General features: G+C 66.8%; 17 protein-coding genes. 10 read left to right on the forward strand and 7 right to left on the reverse strand.

Features of this window, described 5'->3' with window-relative positions:
• Positions 1 to 59 precede the first annotated feature (59 nt).
• The 10 genes from tolQ to CG50_RS05250 all read left to right on the forward strand — a co-directional run bounded on the left by tolQ (position 60) and on the right by CG50_RS05250 (position 10,658).
• Positions 60 to 755: a protein TolQ gene (tolQ, locus tag CG50_RS05205; protein ID WP_036636029.1), complete on the forward strand. Its 696-nt coding sequence runs from the start codon at positions 60 to 62 to the stop codon at positions 753 to 755.
• Between the two features lie 3 nt (positions 756 to 758).
• Positions 759 to 1,253 carry an ExbD/TolR family protein gene (locus CG50_RS05210; protein ID WP_036636031.1) on the forward strand — a complete coding sequence of 165 codons (495 nt, stop codon included), beginning with the start codon at positions 759 to 761 and terminating at the stop codon, positions 1,251 to 1,253.
• Positions 1,254 to 1,263: 10 nt separating this feature from the next.
• Positions 1,264 to 2,811: a hypothetical protein gene (locus CG50_RS17290; RefSeq protein WP_036636033.1), complete on the forward strand. Its 1,548-nt coding sequence runs from the start codon at positions 1,264 to 1,266 to the stop codon at positions 2,809 to 2,811.
• A 131-nt stretch (positions 2,812 to 2,942) separates the two neighbouring features.
• A complete protein-coding gene (tolB, locus tag CG50_RS05220; RefSeq protein WP_036636035.1) occupies positions 2,943 to 4,259 on the forward strand; it encodes a Tol-Pal system beta propeller repeat protein TolB in 1,317 nt (438 codons plus the stop codon).
• 108 nt (positions 4,260 to 4,367) lie between these two features.
• Positions 4,368 to 4,910 carry a peptidoglycan-associated lipoprotein Pal gene (gene pal, locus CG50_RS05225; RefSeq protein ID WP_036636036.1) on the forward strand — a complete coding sequence of 181 codons (543 nt, stop codon included), beginning with the start codon at positions 4,368 to 4,370 and terminating at the stop codon, positions 4,908 to 4,910.
• 3 nt (positions 4,911 to 4,913) lie between these two features.
• Positions 4,914 to 5,804 carry a tol-pal system protein YbgF gene (ybgF, locus tag CG50_RS05230; RefSeq protein ID WP_036636037.1) on the forward strand — a complete coding sequence of 297 codons (891 nt, stop codon included), beginning with the start codon at positions 4,914 to 4,916 and terminating at the stop codon, positions 5,802 to 5,804.
• A 7-nt stretch (positions 5,805 to 5,811) separates the two neighbouring features.
• The gene (tilS, locus tag CG50_RS05235; RefSeq protein WP_036636038.1) at positions 5,812 to 7,059 is read left to right on the forward strand and encodes a tRNA lysidine(34) synthetase TilS; all 1,248 of its coding nucleotides are present in this window, start codon (positions 5,812 to 5,814) and stop codon (positions 7,057 to 7,059) included.
• Positions 7,060 to 7,135: 76 nt separating this feature from the next.
• On the forward strand, positions 7,136 to 9,097 hold the full coding sequence (ftsH, locus tag CG50_RS05240; protein ID WP_051909550.1) for an ATP-dependent zinc metalloprotease FtsH: 1,962 nt from the start codon (positions 7,136 to 7,138) through the stop codon (positions 9,095 to 9,097).
• Positions 9,098 to 9,239: 142 nt separating this feature from the next.
• A complete protein-coding gene (locus tag CG50_RS05245) occupies positions 9,240 to 9,830 on the forward strand; it encodes an MOSC domain-containing protein (protein ID WP_036636039.1) in 591 nt (196 codons plus the stop codon).
• Between the two features lie 363 nt (positions 9,831 to 10,193).
• Positions 10,194 to 10,658: a hypothetical protein gene (locus tag CG50_RS05250; RefSeq protein ID WP_152559435.1), complete on the forward strand. Its 465-nt coding sequence runs from the start codon at positions 10,194 to 10,196 to the stop codon at positions 10,656 to 10,658.
• 39 nt (positions 10,659 to 10,697) lie between these two features.
• Here CG50_RS05250 and CG50_RS05255 read toward each other — a convergent pair whose 3' ends face one another.
• Genes CG50_RS05255 through CG50_RS05285 form a run of 7 tightly spaced genes read right to left on the reverse strand, consistent with a single transcriptional unit; the run spans position 10,698 to position 17,590 of the window.
• Positions 10,698 to 11,999: a P-loop NTPase family protein gene (locus tag CG50_RS05255; RefSeq protein ID WP_036636041.1), complete on the reverse strand. Its 1,302-nt coding sequence runs from the start codon at positions 11,997 to 11,999 to the stop codon at positions 10,698 to 10,700.
• A 52-nt stretch (positions 12,000 to 12,051) separates the two neighbouring features.
• Positions 12,052 to 12,558 carry a prepilin peptidase gene (locus CG50_RS05260; protein ID WP_036636042.1) on the reverse strand — a complete coding sequence of 169 codons (507 nt, stop codon included), beginning with the start codon at positions 12,556 to 12,558 and terminating at the stop codon, positions 12,052 to 12,054.
• A 1-nt stretch (position 12,559) separates the two neighbouring features.
• Positions 12,560 to 13,420 carry a tetratricopeptide repeat protein gene (locus CG50_RS05265; protein ID WP_036636043.1) on the reverse strand — a complete coding sequence of 287 codons (861 nt, stop codon included), beginning with the start codon at positions 13,418 to 13,420 and terminating at the stop codon, positions 12,560 to 12,562.
• A gap of 19 nt (positions 13,421 to 13,439) precedes the next feature.
• Entirely contained in the window at positions 13,440 to 14,063 is a 624-nt protein-coding gene (locus tag CG50_RS05270) for a tetratricopeptide repeat protein (RefSeq protein ID WP_036636044.1), read from the reverse strand.
• 11 nt (positions 14,064 to 14,074) lie between these two features.
• Positions 14,075 to 15,085 (reverse strand): type II secretion system F family protein, encoded by a 1,011-nt coding sequence (locus CG50_RS05275; protein ID WP_036636045.1) that lies wholly within the window; start codon positions 15,083 to 15,085, stop codon positions 14,075 to 14,077.
• 25 nt (positions 15,086 to 15,110) lie between these two features.
• On the reverse strand, positions 15,111 to 16,079 hold the full coding sequence (locus tag CG50_RS05280; protein ID WP_036636047.1) for a type II secretion system F family protein: 969 nt from the start codon (positions 16,077 to 16,079) through the stop codon (positions 15,111 to 15,113).
• 5 nt (positions 16,080 to 16,084) lie between these two features.
• Positions 16,085 to 17,590, reverse strand: coding sequence for a CpaF family protein (locus CG50_RS05285; protein WP_036636048.1), 1,506 nt, complete (start codon positions 17,588 to 17,590; stop codon positions 16,085 to 16,087).

Raw genomic sequence — 17,590 nt, forward strand, 5'->3', positions numbered from 1 at the left:
AGTAAGGAAAGCCGTGAACGGCTTCGTTTCAGAGCAGTATACGCCTAGAAGGCACCGATATGGACCAAAGTACCCTCGCGTCGGCGCAGGAACTCGATTTCTCGTTGCTTGCGCTGTTCCTGCGCGCCTCGCTTACCGTCAAGTTCGTGATGGTCATTCTGATCTTTGCCAGTTTCTGGTCTTGGTCGATCATCTTCCGCAAATTCCTGGTGTTCCGCGCCGCCCGTTCCGAGGCGGCCGCCTTCGATCAGGCGTTCTGGTCGGGCGAGCCGCTCGATGAGCTGTTCGACCAGATCGGCCAGAACCCCGAGGGGCCGAGCCAGCGCATTTTCGCCGCCGGTATGCTGGAATGGCGCCGCTCGCACCGTCAGGACGGCGAGCTGATCGCCGGCGCGCAGTCGCGCATCGACCGCTCGATGGATGTGGCCATCGCCAAGGAAGGCGAGCGGCTGAACGCCGGTCTCGGCGTGCTGGCGACGGTCGGCTCGACCTCGCCGTTCATCGGCCTGTTCGGCACCGTCTGGGGCATCAAGGCCGCGTTCGAGCAGATCGCCATCTCGCAGAACACCGCGCTGTCGGTCGTCGCGCCGGGCATCGCCGAGGCGCTGGTCGCCACCGCGATCGGTCTGGTCGCCGCTATCCCGGCGGTCATCTTCTACAACAAGCTCTCGGGCGACTCCGACAAGATCACCGCCGGCTACGAGGCCTTCGCCGACGAGTTCTCGACCATCCTGTCGCGCCAGCTGGACGCCTGAGCCATGAGCGCGGGTGTGATGAGCAAGGGGGACGGCGGCGGTCGCCGCCGGCGTGGCGGGCGCAATCACAAGGTGATGGCCGAGATCAACGTCACCCCGATGGTCGATGTGATGCTGGTGCTGCTGGTGATCTTCATGGTCGCCGCGCCGATGATGACGGTGGGCGTGCCGCTCGATCTGCCGAAGACGGCGGCGAAGGCCGTCGCGGCCGAGCAGGAGCAGCCGCTGACCGTTTCGCTGCAAAAGGACGGCACGGTTTCGGTGATGACCACGACGGTGCCCCAGTCCGAGCTGGTCGAGCGCCTGAAGGCGATCTCGGCCGAGCGCAAGAGCGACAAGGTTTATCTGCGCGCCGATGGCGGCATCGCCTATTCGCAGGTGGTTCAGGTGATGGGCGCGATGAACGCCGGCGGGTTCAGCAACATCATCCTGGTGACCGACACGGGCGGGCCCCAGATGGGCGGCAAGTCCTCGGGCAAGCCGGCCGCACGGAACTGAGGCGCGTCACATGCGCATGGAACGGGCAGAGAAGATCGGAGACGGCCTCTCGGCGGCACTGCATATCGCGGTGATCGTCTGGCTGGTCGTGGGCGCCGATTTCTTCAAGCCGAAACCCCAGCCCCCGGTGCAGATGTCCGAGGTGGCGGTGATCTCCTCGGACGAATTCGCCCAGATCCAGGCCGCCGCCGCCAAGGGCGACGGCAACCCGGCGCCTGAGAACGAAGCGCAGCTTGCCGCCGATTCGGGTGCGGCGGGCGGTGCCGAATCCGCCGCGCCGTCGAGCGCTCCGGCCTCTTCGCCCGCACCGGCGCCCGCGCCCGCGGCGTCGTCGGCTCCGGCCAGCTCGGCCCCGCCGCCGCCGAAGCCCGCCCCCGAGAAGCCCGAGCCCGCGACGCCGCCGAAGCCCGCGGCCCGCCCGCCCGCGCCGCCCGCCGAGGCGACGCAGACCCCGGCGTCGAGCTTGCCCCCGGTCGAGAAGCCGGAAGAAACGCAGACACCCGACATGTCGCCCAGGCCTTCGCCGAAGCCGGTGCCGAAGATCGCGCCCGCACCCGCGCCCGCGCCGCAGCCCGACACCAAGGAAGCGAAGACCGTCGAGGAAGAGACCAAGCCCGACGCGACCGCGAAGCCGGTGCCGCCCGAGAAGCCGAAGCAGGCCACCGCGCCCGCCGAGGCGACGACGAAGACGACGCCCGACGCCAAGCCTGTCGAGGAAGACAAGACCTCGGCACCGCAGAACGCACCGCGTCCGAACTCGCGTCCCGAGAAGGCGCAGCCGAAGCCTGACGACACGAAGACCGCCGCGGCCGATACCAAGCCCGACGCGAAACCCGATACCAAATCCGACGCCAAGCCGGATGCGAAGCCCGACGCCAAGGCCGATACCGCGGCGAAGACGCCGGCCAAGCCCGCGACGAAACCCGCGGACAAGACGGGAGACGCAACGGACGGCAAGGCGGCAGGCAAGGGCAAGGAGCAGTCGGTGCACGATGCTCTGGCCGAGGCCCTCGGTGGCGGCTCGAATTCCGCGGCGAAGTCGTCCGGGGCGTCGTCGAACGCCTCTGCCAGCGCGTCGTCCGCGAGCCGGTCCAGCCAGAGCGGCAGCGGCACCACGGGGAGCAAGTCGTCCTCGGGGAGCTCCGCCGCCACGGCCAAGGCTTCGGGCAGCGCGCCCGCGACCTCGACGGGGACGGGCAACGGTTCGGGCGGTCTCGGGATCGCGAAGAACGGCCCGCCCGTCACCCAGGGCGAGAAGGACGCGCTGATCGTCGACGTGAAGCAGTGCTGGAACATCGGCGCGCTCAGCACCGATGCGATGCAGACCGTGGTGACCGTCCAGGTCGACATGCAGCCCGACGGCCATCCGATCAGCAACTCGATCAAGATGACCGGATCGAGCGGCGGCAGCGCCGACAGCGCGCGTCAGGCCTTCGAGGCGGCGCGCCGCGCGATCATCCGCTGCGGTGCCGATGGCTTCCCGTTGCCGGCCGCGAAATACGGCTGGTGGCAGCAGATCGAGATCGTCTTCGATCCGAACAAGATGCGGATGCAGTGACAGGCAGGCGCCGGGGGGTCCCCGGCGCTCCGCAGCGAAACTTTGAGGCGCTCCGCCCGTTGTGATACCCACGGGCGGAGAGAACGACTAGAACAGGCCCCGGCAACCGGGACCAATCGAGGGAAACAGAGATGCTCCGTCTTGCATTTGCCGCGCTCGCGGCACTGTTGATCGGGCCGGGCCTCGCGGCGGCGCAGAACGGGCCGCTGCACATCGAGGTGACGGACGGCAACATCCAGCCGCTGCCCTATGCCATGCCGGTCTTCGTCGACGAGGGTGGCGCGGGCGGTCTCGCGGCGCAGATCAGCTCGGTGGTCAAGTCCGACCTCGACGGCACTGGGCTGTTCACCCAGATCAACCCGGGGTCCTACGTGCAGAAGGTCGGCGGCGTGAACGCCCCGGTCAGCTTCCCGGACTGGCAGGCGATCAATGCGCAGGCGCTGATCGTCGGTTCGGTGTCGCAGTCGGGCGGCAAGGTGGTCGTGAAGTTCCGCCTGTTCGACGTCTATGCCGGTCAGGAACTCGGCGACGGCAAGCAGTTCGCCGCTTCGCCCGCCGCCTGGCGCCGTCTGGCGCACAAGGTCGCCGATGCGGTCTACAGCCGGATCACCGGCGAGGCGCCCTATTTCGACAGCCGCGTCGTCTATGTGGCCGAAAGCGGCTCCAAGGCCGCGCGTCAGAAGCGCATCGCGATCATGGATTACGACGGCGCCAACGTGAAATACCTGACCGATTCGAGTGCCATCGTTCTGGCGCCGCGTCTGTCGCCCGATGGTAACCGCGTGCTTTACACCACCTACGAGACCGGCTTCCCGCGCATCAAGATGCTCAACGTCGCCTCGGGCGGCGGCAGCCTGATGGCCGAGACCCCCGGCACGATGACCTTCTCGCCGCGGTTCTCGCCGGATGGTGGCTCGGTGGTCTATTCGCTCGAGCAGAACGGCAACACCGACCTTTACAAGATGTCGGTTGCGGGCGGCGGTTCGACCCGTCTGACCTCCAGCCCCTCGATCGAGACCGCGCCCTCCTTCAGCCCCGACGGTTCGCGCATCGTGTTCGAGAGCGACCGTTCGGGCGGCCAGCAGCTTTACATCATGTCGGCCTCGGGCGGCGAGCCGGTGCGCATCTCTTACGGCGACGGCCGTTACGGCACCCCGGTCTGGAGCCCGCGCGGCGACATGATCGCCTTCACCAAGCAGAAGGGCGGCCAGTTCTTCATCGGCGTGATGCGCACCGACGGCTCGGAAGAGAAGACGCTGACCTCCTCCTATCTCGACGAGGGCCCCACCTGGTCGCCGAACGGGCGCGTGATCATGTTCACCCGCGAATCCCCCGGTGCCGGCGGCGGTGCGCAGCTGATGACGGTCGATGTCACCGGCCGCAACCTGCGTCAGGTCGGCAATGCCGGCGGCGCCTCGGATCCGACCTGGGGTCCGGAGCTGAAGTGACCGGGCCGCGGCCCAAAACATCGTGAAATCGGCGCCCGGCGCGGATTCCCAACACTGTTCCAATCTGTTAACGTCTCCCCAAAGGCATAGCAAAAGGCGGAAATGACAATGACCATGGCACCCAAGGCAGCGCTGCTGCTCGCCGTCCTGGCCCTCGCGGCCTGTAACAACCCGAACAAGTATGGCAAGGGCGTCGTCGATCCCGGTGGGGCGTACGGGTCGGGCGCGGCGACCGGCAATGGCGTCGGCGGGGCGCGCGTGCCGCTCGGCAACATCAACGATCCGAACTCGCCGGCCTATTTCAACGGCCGCGTCGGCGACATGGTGCACTTCGTCGTCGACCAGTCGACGCTCTCGCCCGAGGCGATCCAGATCCTGAACGGTCAGGCGAAGTGGCTGAGCTCGCACACCAAGTACAGCGCGATCATCGAAGGCCATGCCGACGAACAGGGCACGCGCGAATACAACCTCGCGCTCGGTGCACGTCGTGCGACCGCGGTTCAGGAATACCTGATCTCGCAGGGCGTGTCGGGCAGCCGGCTGCGCACCGTCTCCTACGGCAAGGAGCGTCCGATCTGCACCGAGGCGGTCGACAGCTGCTTCTCGCAGAACCGGCGCGCCGTCACCGTCCTGACGCTCGGCGGGAACTGATCGATGCGCGGGCTCTTGCTGGGGGCGGCGCTGACGCTGGCGCTGGCGGCGCCCGCGTTCGCGCAGGACAAGCAGACGCTGGCCGATATCCGCAGTGAACTCGACCAGCTGTCGGCGCAACTCCAGGGCCTGAGGGGGGAACTCGTCTCCTCGGGCGCAAAGGGGATGCAGGCTGCGGGCGGCGCGACCGCGCTGCAGCGCATGGACAACATGGAGGCAGAGCTGTCGCGGCTCACCTCCAAGACCGAGGCGATGCAGAACCAGATCAACCGGGTTCTGAAGGATGCGAACAACCGCATCGGCGACCTCGAATTCCGGGTGTGCGACCTTGAGAAGGGCTGCGATCCGGCATCGGTCAGCTCGAACCCGCTCGGCGGGGCGACGGGGGGCGGTGCTTCGGGCGGCGGTTCGACCGGGGCGGCGGCCTCGCCGCTGACGGCGCCCTCGGCGCCTTCGGCCGCGATCGCGAAGGCCAGCGGCGGCTCTGCTCCGGCGGCGGCCGGGGCGTCGGACAGCGGTGCGCAGGCTGATTTCGACCGGGCCAAGGGGGTGCTCGGTCAGGGTGACTTTCGTGGCGCCGCGGACCAGTTCCAGACCTTTGCCCAGACCTATCCGGCCAGCCCCCTGACGGCGGATGCGCTGTATCTGCGCGGCGATGCGCTGAACAGCGCGGGCGACACCAAGGGCGCGGCGCGGGCCTGGCTCGATGCCTTCTCGGCCAGCCCGAACGGCAAGCGCGCGCCCGACAACCTGTTCCGTCTCGGTCAGGCGCTCGGTTCGCTCGGTCAGAAGTCCGAGGCCTGCACGACGCTCAACGAGGTGATTTCGCGCTTCCCGCAGTCGAGTGCGGCCTCGAAGGTGCCGATGGCGCGGTCGTCTCTGGGTTGCCGGTGAGGGCGGTGTGACGCCCGATCTGCCGAAGATCCTTGCGGATGCTCTTGCCCCCGATGCGCCCCGGCGCGTCGGGGTTGCCGTTTCCGGGGGAGGGGATTCCACTGCGCTTTTGCTCGCCGCGGTGCAGGCGGGGTTCGGAGTGCAGGCGGTGACGGTCGATCATCACCTGCGCCCGGAATCGCGCGCCGAGGCCGAGGGGGTCGCGGCGCTCTGCGCTCGTCTTGGCGTGGCGCATGACATCCTCGACTGGGACGGGGCCTCGGCCACGGGCAATGTCTATGACGCCGGTCGGCGGGCACGGTTCGCGCTGATCGGGGCCTGGGCGCGGGCGGAGGGGCTCGGCGACGTGCTGCTCGGCCATACTGCCGATGACGAGGCTGAAACCTTCCTGATGCGGGTCGCGCGTTCGTCCGGGCTCGAGGGCCTTTCGGGGATGCGACCGCGGTTCGAGGAGGCAGGGACGATCTGGCACCGGCCACTTCTGTCGGTCGGGCGGGCGACGCTGCGCGACTGGCTGCGCGGGCAGGGGGCGGGCTGGTTCGACGATCCGAGCAATGAGGATACCGCTCACGCGCGGGTGCGGGTGCGCCAGGCGCTGGCGGGGCTCGCCCCGACGGGCGTGACGGCCGAAACCATCTCGCGCACCGTCGCGCATCTGGCCGAGGCGAACCGCGCCCTCGATGCCATTCTGGCGCGCTGGTGCGACGCGCATCTGCGCGAGGCGGGGGGCGAAATCTCGGTCCCCTTCGCCGGGTTCTGCACCCTCGATCCCGAGTTGCGCCGGCGGCTGATCGGGCGCGCGCTGAACTGGATCGCGGGTGCCGATTATCCGCCGCGCGCCGCGAAGCTCGAGGCGCTTGTGGCGCGCCTGAAACCCGATGCCGCACCGTTGCGCGCGACGCTGCACGGGTGCCGCGTCGCGCTGTCGCGCGGGCGGCTGAGCCTGACGCGCGAGGCGGCGGCCATCGCTGCGCTGCGGGTGCCGGTGACGGCGGGCACGGCGCTGTGGGATGGCTGGGCGGTGCGCGCGCCCGAGGGGCAGGACGGGGCGGGGTGCCATGTCGCGGCGCTCGGAACGGCGCTGCCGAAGGAGGCGGGCCGCGATCCGGCAGGCCCGGGCCGTGCCGCGCTGCGGGTCAGCCCGGCGATCTGGCGCGGCGAGACGCTGATTTCCGCCCCGCTTGCGGGGCTTTCGGCCGGCTGGACGGTGCGAAACTGCCGCGGCAGTTTCATCCTTCGGGAATTCAGGCGTTGAACCCCGCCGGGTAATGCCTATTTTCACCACAGACGGACGCCGGCGCTGCCCGGGTCGGGTATTCTGGAGGTTCCTTTTGGGCAACGCACGTAATCTGGCCTTCTGGGCTGTGCTGTTCCTGCTGATTCTGGCATTGTTCAACCTGTTCGGAGACGGTCAGTCGTCTATGAACTCGCGGCAGGTCGCCTATTCCGATTTCATGGCCGCGGTCGACAAGGGCTCGGTCAAGTCGGCCCAGATCGATGGCGAGGACGTGCGCTATCAGATGACGGATGGCACCTCCTATTCCACGGTCAAGCCGCTCACCGACCAGATCGCCGAGACGCTGATCGCCAAGGGCGTGACGGTCAACGTGGTCAAGCAGCAGCAGTCGGGCTTCATGTCGCTTCTGGGCGTGTGGCTGCCGTTCATCGTGATGATCGGGTTGTGGATCTTCTTCATGAACCGGATGCAGGGCGGCGGCAAAGGCGGCGCCATGGGCTTCGGCAAGTCGAAGGCGAAGCTGCTGACCGAAAAGCAGGGCCGCGTGACCTTCGACGATGTCGCCGGCATCGACGAGGCCAAGGAAGAGCTGGAAGAGATCGTCGAATTCCTGCGCAACCCGCAGAAGTTCTCGCGCCTCGGCGGCAAGATCCCCAAGGGTGCGCTGCTCGTCGGTCCGCCCGGCACCGGTAAGACGCTTCTCGCCCGCGCCATCGCCGGCGAGGCGGGCGTGCCGTTCTTCACCATCTCGGGCTCCGATTTCGTCGAGATGTTCGTGGGCGTCGGCGCATCGCGCGTGCGCGACATGTTCGAGCAGGCGAAGAAGAACGCGCCCTGCATCCTGTTCATCGACGAGATCGACGCGGTGGGCCGCGCCCGCGGCGTCGGCATCGGCGGTGGCAATGACGAGCGCGAGCAGACCCTGAACCAGCTTCTCGTCGAGATGGACGGTTTCGAGGCGAACGAGGGCATCATCATCATCGCGGCCACCAACCGCCGCGACGTGCTCGACCCGGCGCTGCTGCGCCCGGGCCGGTTCGACCGCCAGATCACCGTGCCGAACCCCGACATCAAGGGCCGCGAGAAGATCCTCTCGGTTCACGCGCGCAAGGTGCCGACCGGCCCCGACGTCGATCTGCGGGTGATCGCACGCGGTACGCCGGGCTTCTCTGGCGCCGACCTCGCCAATCTGGTGAACGAAGCCGCGCTGACGGCGGCGCGCATCGGCCGCCGTTTCGTCTCGATGGAAGATTTCGAGAACGCCAAGGACAAGGTGATGATGGGGGTGGAGCGCCGCTCGATGGTGCTGACGCCCGAGCAGAAGGAAATGACCGCCTATCACGAGGCCGGTCACGCCATCGTCGGGATGAAGCTGCCGAAATGCGATCCGGTCTACAAGGCGACGATCATCCCGCGCGGGCAGGCGCTCGGCATGGTGGTCTCGTTGCCCGAGATGGACCGGCTGAACTATCACAAGGACGAGGCCAAGCAGAAGATCGCCATGACCATGGGCGGCAAGGCGGCCGAGATCCTGAAATGGGGCGAGGACAACGTCTCGAACGGTCCGGCCGGCGACATTCAGCAGGCTTCGGCCATCGCGCGGGCGATGGTGATGCGGTGGGGCATGTCCGACAAGGTCGGCAACATCGACTATGCCGAGGCGCATGAGGGGTATTCCGGGCAGGCGAGCGGGCTCTCCGTCTCGACCAAGACCAAGGAGCTGATCGAGGACGAGGTCCGCACCCTGATCGAGACCGGCTATCAGGAAGCGCGCCGCATCCTGACCGAGAACCGCGCGGAATGGGAACGTCTGGCGCAGGGCCTGCTGGAATACGAGACCCTGACCGGCGAGGAAATCCGCCGCGTCATCGCCGGCGAGAAGATCGGCGCAGAGGCCGAGGCACCCTCGGCAGCCTCGGTCACCGCAGTGCCGCGCACCAAGCCCGCGGCGAAGGCGGCCGAGCCCTCTGAGGATGACGATGCCGTCATCGAACCGGACGACAAGGAGCAGGGCACCGACGACGGCCCGAAGCCGCCGGTTCCGCCCGCGATCTGATCTGTCTGCGGGGGGGGGCAGGCAGGTCGCCGGCCCCCGCGACACGCGCTTCCGGATGCGGAGGGATCGCCCCCGCACCCGTCCCGGGCGAGGCCATCATGGCCCCGCCCGTTTCACATCCCCCTTCGTGCGAGGTGTTGCCATGCCGGCGTTGCGGTCAACCTTCTGTCAGGGCGAGATCATCTTTCTGGGGGTGCAACCCCCCGGAGCGGCACAATCCGTGCCGGTCGAGCGGCTCGTGCTCGGCTTCGACGGGGCGGAGGGGGATACACGCTCGGGCCGGCTCAGGGCAAGCGATGAGCGTGTGAGCGATCAGCACCCTCTCGGCACGCCGATCGCCAATACCCGCCAGTTGGTGATCCTGTCGCAGGAAGAGCTTGCCGAGATCGCTTTCGCGATGCGCATTCCGGGGCTGCAGCCTGAGTGGCTCGGCGCCTCGATCGTGCTGCGCGGGCTGCCGGACGTGACGCATCTGCCGCCCTCGGCGCGGCTGCAGGGGCCCGACGGGGCGACGCTGGTCATCGACATGGAAGACCGCGCGACGGCCGAGCCCGCCGCCGCCATCGACGCCGTCTTCCCCGAGGCGGGCGCCCGTTTCCGGCCCGCCGCGCACAACCGCAAGGGCGTCACCGCCTGGGTCGAGCGCCCGGGCATTCTGGAACCCGGCCAGATGCTGACGCTGCATATCCCCGACCAGCGCCCCTGGCAGCGGATGCGCGACGTCCGGGGCTGAGCCTGGCGCAGAGCGCTCCGTCTTCGTCTTGGGGCGCCTGCGGATCGCTGAAAAATTCGCCCGTTTTTTCGCCGTTGCCGGAAGAGGTCTGCGTGTCACGCGCTCTGGCGCGGAAGAGATCTGCTACTGCGCGGATTTTCGCGGAGAAAATGGAGTCTCCGTGGCAATGGCCCCGAAAAAGCCTTGATCCGCGCGGTGTCCCATGTAGCATACAAACGAAGGTTCGTTTGCCTTCGTGTCCGGTGCCGAGTGTTGACCCCAGTGTTTGGGCGAAAGGACTTCGACGCCATGCCATTGCTCTTCTTCCCTGCCATGCGCTCAGGCTGGGCTTTCGAGACCCGGTTCCGTCCCTGGAGCATCGATATGTTCCGGCCTCGGCCCGCGTTGCTGCTGGCATGGGGCGTTCTGGCGGTATTCGTCGCGATCAGTCAGCCGTTTCAGGTGGACCGCGGATTGCCCCTGGCGAGCGGAGCGCTGTTCTGGGGGGCGATCATCGCGATGCGGGCGATGACGGAGTGGCTGATCCGCTCGATGTTCCGCCGTGACATGAATCTTTGCGTCGCGATGTCGGTGGTGGTCGAGCCGGTCTGCGTGGCCATCGTGGCCTCGCCGTTGGTGTTCATTCTCGGGGCGCTCGCCGGGGTGATGGAAGTGCAGCAGATCTTCGGCCTGATGATGCGGATCTATCTGGTTTCGCTGTTCATCTCGGCGTGCGAGGTGATGATCGTCGCGGCCCGCACCTCCGGGGCGGAGACGACCGCCGCCCCCGCGCGGAACGAGGTTGTCGTCACCTATTACAACGAGCGGCGGATCACTCATCACGTCTGAGCTGTCCGTCCGGCCCCGGTCGCTGCGCAGCGGGCCGGATCAGTGCTCGATCATGTCCTCACGCACGAACAGGTTTTCCCAGGCACGGTCGATCAGTGCCGGGGTCATCCGATAGGGAATACCCTCGAAATCGCAGATCGAAATCATCTGGTCGATCAGGAAGACCGGCTGATAGTTCGCGTAAACGTTGTCGATTGTCGGATATTTCACCTTCAGCAGGTGGATCAGCGAGGCTTCGTCGAGCGGCATTCCGCGCTTTTGCGCCACGAGAGAGAAGATTTTCAGGAAGTCTTCCTGACTCGGCCCGTCGATCTTGATCTTGAAGAAGATCCGGCGCAGCGCCGCCTTGTCGAAGATTTCGTTCGGATGGAAGTTGGTCGAGAAGATCACCAGCGTGTCGAAGGGCACCTCGAATTTCTCGCCCGATTGCAGCGCGAGGATGTCGCGCGATTCTTCCAGCGGCACGATCCAGCGGTTGACCAGCTTCTGCGGCGGTTCGGCCTGGCGGCCGAGGTCGTCGACGATGAAGATCCCGCCCGAGGCCTTCATCTGCAACGGTGCCGCATAGGTGCGCGCAGTCGGATTGTAGGTCAGATCGAGCATGTTGACCATCAGCTCGCCCCCGGTCACCACGGTCGGGCGGTCGCACAGCACATAGCGCTGATCGTATTGCCTGCCGGAGCGGCGCAGCGCGTTCGGGTCTTCCTCGGGCTCGGGGGCGGGGGCGTGAACGATCGGGTCGAAGACGGTGATGATCTGGCCGGCGTATTCGACCGCGCGCGGCACGTAGATCCGGTCGCCGATGGCCTTGCGGATACCGTTCGAGATCGACGATTTGCCGTTGCCGGGCGGGCCATACATCAGGATCGAGCGCCCCGACGTCACCGCCGGTCCGAGCTGGTCGATCAGCGTCGGCGGCAGCACGAGGTGCCCCATTGCGCGCACGAGGTCCGGCCGCGTCAGCCGGATGTCGCGGATCGACTGCTGGCGCATCTGGGCGGCATACATCTCGAGGGGGACCGGCAGGGCACCGTAATATTCTGACTGCGCCAGCGCATCGAGGGCGCGGTCTCGCCCGGTGTCGGTCAGCTGAAAGCGCATCTCGCCACCGGAATTGGCGTGAAGCGTGCCCATCGCCTCGACGAGGCGCTGCTGACGCAGGGTATCGACCAGCTCCTGCGTCAGGCTCAGCGGCAGGGCGATCTTCTGCGCAAGTTCCGTCACCGTGTCGCTGTTGGTGCGAAACATCGTCTTCAGCATCAGGTCGCGCATCAGCACCGGACCGAGGCCGGTGTCTTCCAGCCGGCGCAGCGGGGCAGGGGCGGGAACGGATTGGGTCACGGGTCAGATCCTTGCATGTTACGGGCCGTGCTGGGCGCCCGGGCGTCGCCGCTCAGGCGGTAATCGCCACGATCAGCGCATAATATCCCCAAAGCGTCGTTGCGAGCACCAGCCCGAAGGGAAAATCGGCGCGTTTCCAGCTTTCCCAGTCGGGGGTGGCGCGGCGCACTGCGGGGATGGCGCGTGCGATGCGGTGCAGTGCGAAAGTTATCAGCGTCGTCGTTGCGATCAGCAGCAAAACCAGCTGCAGGCTGCCCGGCGTGTGCGAGATCAGCGGTGCCCCGGCGGCGGCGAATTTCACGTCGCCCATGCCGAAATGCGCCACCATGTTCAGCACCAGCCCGACCGCCAGCACCACCGCCAGATGGCTCCAGCGCCAGGCCCAGTCTCCGAACGGCATCACCAGCGGCCCGACCACCACGAACACGCCCAGAAGCGTCAGCGAGGCAGCATTGCGGATCTTCATGTATTTCAGATCGGTGAAGATCACCCACAGACAGATCGGCGTCAGCACGATCAGCAGCACAAGCGCCGCGACGAAGGTGGGAAGGTGCAGCATCTCAGTGTTTCACCGTGGTCGAATCGAGGGCCTGCAATGCGCGCGAGGCTTCCTCGAAATAGGTGGGCGAGGTATCGACGGCATCTTGCAACAGGCCGCGCCCCGTCGTGATGTCGCCCTGCTTCACGGCCGAGAGCCCGGCGGTATACAGCAGCTGCGCGCGCTCCTGCTGGCTCATCTCGATCACCGGCATCTCATATTTGCGCTGTGCGGCCCGGGCCAGAACGAGGTTGTTCTTGGTGGTGAAATTCGATGGATCGTAGGTCAGCGCCTCGCGGAACAGCTGCTCGGCGCCGGCGGCATCTCCGCGCGACAGCTTCGAGAAGCCCCAGTTGTTCATCACCCCGGCGGGCTGGGTGGTCAGCCCCACGGCGGTTTCGTAGTAGCTGTCGGCGCGCGACCATTGCTTGTTGGAGTCCGCGACCATCGCCTCGATCTTGTAACGGTCGAAGCTCTCGTAGGTCGGCGGCACAGAGGCCAGTGTCGCCTGCGCGCCCTTCCAGTCGTTGGCGCGCACCTGCGCCTCGGCCATCGACACCCGGTCGGCATCGGAGGCACCGGGCATCGACAGAACCTTCTTCCAGATCGCCACGCCCTGAACGGGCTTTCCCGCCCGCACCAGCGATTTCGCCAGCCCGCGCTGATAGTCGATCTTGTCGGGCTTTTCGGTGCTCATCCGGGTGAAATAGTTCACCGCTTCCTGCGGGTCGCCGACGGTGAGCATGATTTCCGCCATGTTGGACTGGTCGACCGCGGCGACGGTATCCATCGCAGCCTGGGTCTTGTCCTGCCCGCCACAGCCCGCGAGGGCAATCGTGCAGCCCGTCAGCACGGCCACGGGAACGAACAGCTTCGGGATCATTGCGCAATCCTCCGGGGATTCATTGCTTCGTCAGCAAGCGGTACTCGCCGGCGCCACGCCGCACCAGCTTGAATGTGCTGTCCGGCAGGGGCGTGTCCTGCTCCGTGGCGTTCATCCTGGCAAGCGCGAGTCTCAGATTGTCGCGGATCAGCTCGGACGATCCATTGTCGAGGGCGTAGGCCGTTCGGAACACCCGCGAGGCTTCGGCATATTTGCCCTGATCCATCAGCACGACGCCGAGGTTGTTCCAGGCTGGCACGAACCGCTCGTCCTTGCGGATCGCGTCGCGCAGGACCATCTCGGCCTGATTGAGCCGGCCGAGTTTCAGATCCGCCGAACCGATCGCCGAAAGCACATCGACCGTCGCCCCCTGTTCCGCCGCCGCCCGGTAATAGGCGCGCAGAGCCAGTTCATATTCGCCCGCTGCCATCAGCCGGTGCCCGACGGTCAGGCCGTCGACATCCTCGCCCCGGGCGGTGCCGGGCGCGAAGGGGCTGTCCGCGCCTCTCTGGCCAAGCCGTCCGGCGCCGAACAGGTCCATGCCGGGCAGGGCGGCCTTGCCGCCTGCGCATCCGGCCAGACACAGCGCCCCGAGCCCCGCCAGGATCAGCCTTCGCCGCGCCATCCGCATCGCTTTGTCCATGATCGCCGGGCTCAGTTGTTCATGGTGGCGAAACCCGCCATCATGTCGTGCACCGAGGGACCGATCAGGATGATGAGCAGCGGCGGCACGGTGAACAGCATCGTGCCGAGGGTCATCTTGGTCGGGATCTTGTTGGCCAGCTCCTCGGCGCGCATGACCCGCTTGTCGCGCATGTCGGCGGCGTAAAGACGCAGCGCATCGGCGATCGAGGTGCCGAACTGCTGGCTCTGGACCAGCACGGTGACGAAGGAAATAACGTCGGGCACGCCGCTGCGTTCGCCGAAACCGCGCAGAACCGTCGCTTTGTCGAGGCCGGCCTTGATCTCGTAGGCGACGGTTTCCAGCTCCTCGGAGAGCACGGGATAGGAGGCGCTCAGCTCGCTCGCGACGCGTACGATGCCCTGATCGAGCGACAGCCCGGCCTCGACGCAGACCAGCAACATGTCGAGCGCGTCGGGAAAGCCGTCCTGAATTTCGCGGGTGCGGGCCTTGATGCGGCTCTCCACCCAACGGCGGGGCGCGTAATATCCAACGATGGCCGGTCCGAAGATATAGCACAGCATCATCGTGCTGCTGAGCGCGGCGTCTCGGGTGCTGTTGATATACAGCACCACCAGCGCCCCCGCGGCCAGCATCCCGATGGCAATGCCGAACTGGATGGCGTGGAAGGTGCGCACCGATGTCGGGCTGCGGTAGCCGGCGCGCTGCAGCCATTTGCGCGATTCCGACAGCTCTTCCTGACTTTTCGGCTCCAGGAAGTTGGCATAGCGGTCGAGCTTGTCGCTTCCCGGTGCATTGCGCAGCCGCTGCGGCGCCCCCCGACCCTTGCCGAGGCGGCGGGTCTCGGGCATTTCGCCGCGTGCCAGACGCTCGCGGTCGCGCAATCGCTCGAGAGGATCCTCGCGGCGCTTCATCAGAACCGGCAGCGTGGCGCCGATCAGCGCGACGGCCACGACCCCGACCCCGATCATCGGACCGAGCGGCCCGAACAGACCGATCAGAAACTGGCTCAGCGCATTCATCTGTGACGTGTCTCCGCCATTGGTCTCAGACCCGGATCGTGGTCATGATCTTCATGAAGACCACATTGATCCCAAGGAGCCCCAGCACCACCAGCGCCGTCGGGATGAAGGCGGGCGTGTCCTTGACCGTATCGAAATAATGCGGCGCGAAAACCTGGATGCCAAGCAGGATCACCAGCGGGAAGCCCGACAGGAATACCCCCGACCAGCGCGGTTCCGCCGTGATCGCGCTGACCCGGCGAAACAGCCGGAAGCGCGCACGGATCACCTTGCTCAGCCCGTCGAGCACCTCGGCGAGGTTGCCGCCCGAGGTCTGCTGGATCGACACCGCGACGGTCAGGAAGCGCAGGTCCTGCATCCCGAGGCGCTCGGACATGTCGCGCAGGCTGTCGACCACGTTGCGGCCATAGGCGGCCTCGTCGGCGACGATGCCGAATTCCGTTCCGAGAGGATCTGGCACCTCGCGCGCGGCGGTCTGCACGGCCGAGATGAACGGATGACCCACCCGCAGCGCGCGCACGATCAGCTCGACCGCATCGGAGAGCTGCTCTTCGGCCATCTTGATGCGCTTCTTCGCCTTCTGCGCCACCCAGAAATAGATCGCGCCGATGCCGATCACCGCCGAGGCGACGACCCGCACCCCAAGCCCCGTTGCCGTGCCGAGCGTCAGCCCCCCGAAGGCGAGCGCCGCCCCCACCGCCATCATCAGCAGCAGCTGGCGCGGGCTGAACGCGATGTTGGCGCGCTGCGCATTGCGTTCGAGCAGCGAATACAGCGGAATGCCACGCACATTGGCGTGCTGCGAGCCTTCCTTGCGCAGCTGTTCGAGAACGTCCTCGCGCCGGACGCCCTTCTGAAGCAGCTCCAGCCGGCGGTTGACCCGCTTGTTGAGCGAGATCGACTTGCCGAAGGCCATCAGATAGACGCCCTCGACCAGCAGAAGCACGGCGACGATGATCAGGGCGTAGATGATGAGGGTGGGGGAAATGATCATGGCGCTCAGTCCAGAACCGGATCGTAGATTTCGGCCGGCAGATCGTAGCCCCACTGGCGGAACCGCTCGGAGTAATGCGAGCGCACCCCCGTCGCGGTGAAGCGGCCGATGATCTTGCCGTCGGGGGCGAGCCCGAGCCGGTCGTAGCGGAAGATTTCCTGCATCGAGATCACCTCGCCCTCCATGCCGGTGAGTTCGGTGATCGACACCATCCGGCGCGAACCGTCCTGCAGACGCGAGACCTGCACGATCAGGTTGACGGCCGAGGCGATCTGCGCGCGCACCGCCTTGATCGGCATCTCGATGCCGGCCATGGCGACCATGTTTTCCAGACGCGACACCGCATCGCGTGCCGAGTTGGCGTGGATCGTGGTCATGGATCCGTCGTGGCCGGTGTTCATCGCCTGCAGCATGTCGATGACCTCTTCGCCGCGGGTTTCGCCGACGATGATGCGGTCGGGCCGCATACGCAGGGCGTTGCGCAGACAGTCGCGCTGCGTGACGGCCCCGCGGCCCTCGACGTTGGCGGGCCGGCTTTCCATCCGCCCGACATGCACCTGCTGGAGCTGAAGTTCCGCCGTATCCTCGATGGTCAGGATGCGCTCGGAGTTGTCGATGAAGGACGACAGCGCGTTCAGCGTGGTGGTTTTACCCGACCCCGTGCCACCCGAGACGATGATGTTCAGTCGCGTCGCGACGGCGGCCTGAAGATAGGCGGCCATCTGTTCGGTGAAGGCGCCGAAGCGAACCAGCTCGTCGATGCTGAGCTTGTCCTTCTTGAATTTGCGGATCGACACCAGCGATCCGTCGACCGCGATCGGCGGCACCATGGCGTTGAAGCGCGATCCGTCCGCAAGGCGCGCGTCGACATAGGGGTTCGATTCGTCGACCCGCCGTCCCACCGCCGAGACGATCTTGTCGATGATGCGCAGCAGGTGGCGCTCATCCTTGAAGGTGATGTCGGTCATTTGCAGCTTGCCGCCGCGTTCGACGAAGATCTGCTTCGGCCCGTTGACCAGAATATCCGAAATCGTCTCGTCCTTCAGCAGCGGCTCCAGCGGGCCGAGGCCCATCACCTCGTCATACAGCTCCTGAAACAGGCTGGAGCGTTCCTGCGCGTTCAGCGCCACCGACATGCTGGTCATCGCCTCGGTCGAGATCGCGGCGATTTCGGACTTCAGGTCGGCTTCGCTGGCATGTTCCAGCGCGGAGAGGTTGAGGTTCTCGAGAAGCTGCTTGTGCAGTTCGACCTTCAGCTCCTGCATCCGGTCCTTGCGCTTGGCGTCCTTCTCCGACTGCTGCGGCTTGGCGCCCGGGGCGGTGCCCGTGGTGGGGACGGGGGGCGGCGCCGGGCGGCGATGCACCGGGTTCGCGGGCTGGGCGCCGGCGGCGGTATCTATGCTGCGCTCGGCCGGCGGCGCGCCCGTGGCCGGAGCTGCGGCGGTTGCGGTCCGCGGATGCGCGGGCTTCCCTTCGCCCTCGGAGCCGGGCTTTCTGAAACGAGAGAACAT

The sequence above is a fragment of the Paenirhodobacter enshiensis genome (genome assembly GCF_000740785.1).
Taxonomy (GTDB): domain Bacteria; phylum Pseudomonadota; class Alphaproteobacteria; order Rhodobacterales; family Rhodobacteraceae; genus Rhodobacter; species Rhodobacter enshiensis.

Bases quoted from the DNA above. Each gene is read 5' to 3' on its own strand.
- tolQ (WP_036636029.1), top strand. From the start codon at position 60: ATGGACCAAAGTACCCTCGCGTCGGCGCAGGAACTCGATTTCTCGTTG.
- CG50_RS05210 (WP_036636031.1), top strand. From the start codon at position 759: ATGAGCGCGGGTGTGATGAGCAAGGGGGACGGCGGCGGTCGCCGCCGG.
- CG50_RS17290 (WP_036636033.1), top strand. From the start codon at position 1,264: ATGCGCATGGAACGGGCAGAGAAGATCGGAGACGGCCTCTCGGCGGCA.
- tolB (WP_036636035.1), top strand. From the start codon at position 2,943: ATGCTCCGTCTTGCATTTGCCGCGCTCGCGGCACTGTTGATCGGGCCG.
- pal (WP_036636036.1), top strand. From the start codon at position 4,368: ATGACCATGGCACCCAAGGCAGCGCTGCTGCTCGCCGTCCTGGCCCTC.
- ybgF (WP_036636037.1), top strand. From the start codon at position 4,914: ATGCGCGGGCTCTTGCTGGGGGCGGCGCTGACGCTGGCGCTGGCGGCG.
- CG50_RS05245 (WP_036636039.1), top strand. From the start codon at position 9,240: ATGCCGGCGTTGCGGTCAACCTTCTGTCAGGGCGAGATCATCTTTCTG.
- CG50_RS05250 (WP_152559435.1), top strand. From the start codon at position 10,194: ATGTTCCGGCCTCGGCCCGCGTTGCTGCTGGCATGGGGCGTTCTGGCG.
- CG50_RS05260 (WP_036636042.1), bottom strand. From the start codon at position 12,558: ATGCTGCACCTTCCCACCTTCGTCGCGGCGCTTGTGCTGCTGATCGTG.
- CG50_RS05265 (WP_036636043.1), bottom strand. From the start codon at position 13,420: ATGATCCCGAAGCTGTTCGTTCCCGTGGCCGTGCTGACGGGCTGCACG.
- CG50_RS05270 (WP_036636044.1), bottom strand. From the start codon at position 14,063: ATGGACAAAGCGATGCGGATGGCGCGGCGAAGGCTGATCCTGGCGGGG.
- CG50_RS05275 (WP_036636045.1), bottom strand. From the start codon at position 15,085: ATGAATGCGCTGAGCCAGTTTCTGATCGGTCTGTTCGGGCCGCTCGGT.
- CG50_RS05280 (WP_036636047.1), bottom strand. From the start codon at position 16,079: ATGATCATTTCCCCCACCCTCATCATCTACGCCCTGATCATCGTCGCC.
- CG50_RS05285 (WP_036636048.1), bottom strand. From the start codon at position 17,590: ATGTTCTCTCGTTTCAGAAAGCCCGGCTCCGAGGGCGAAGGGAAGCCC.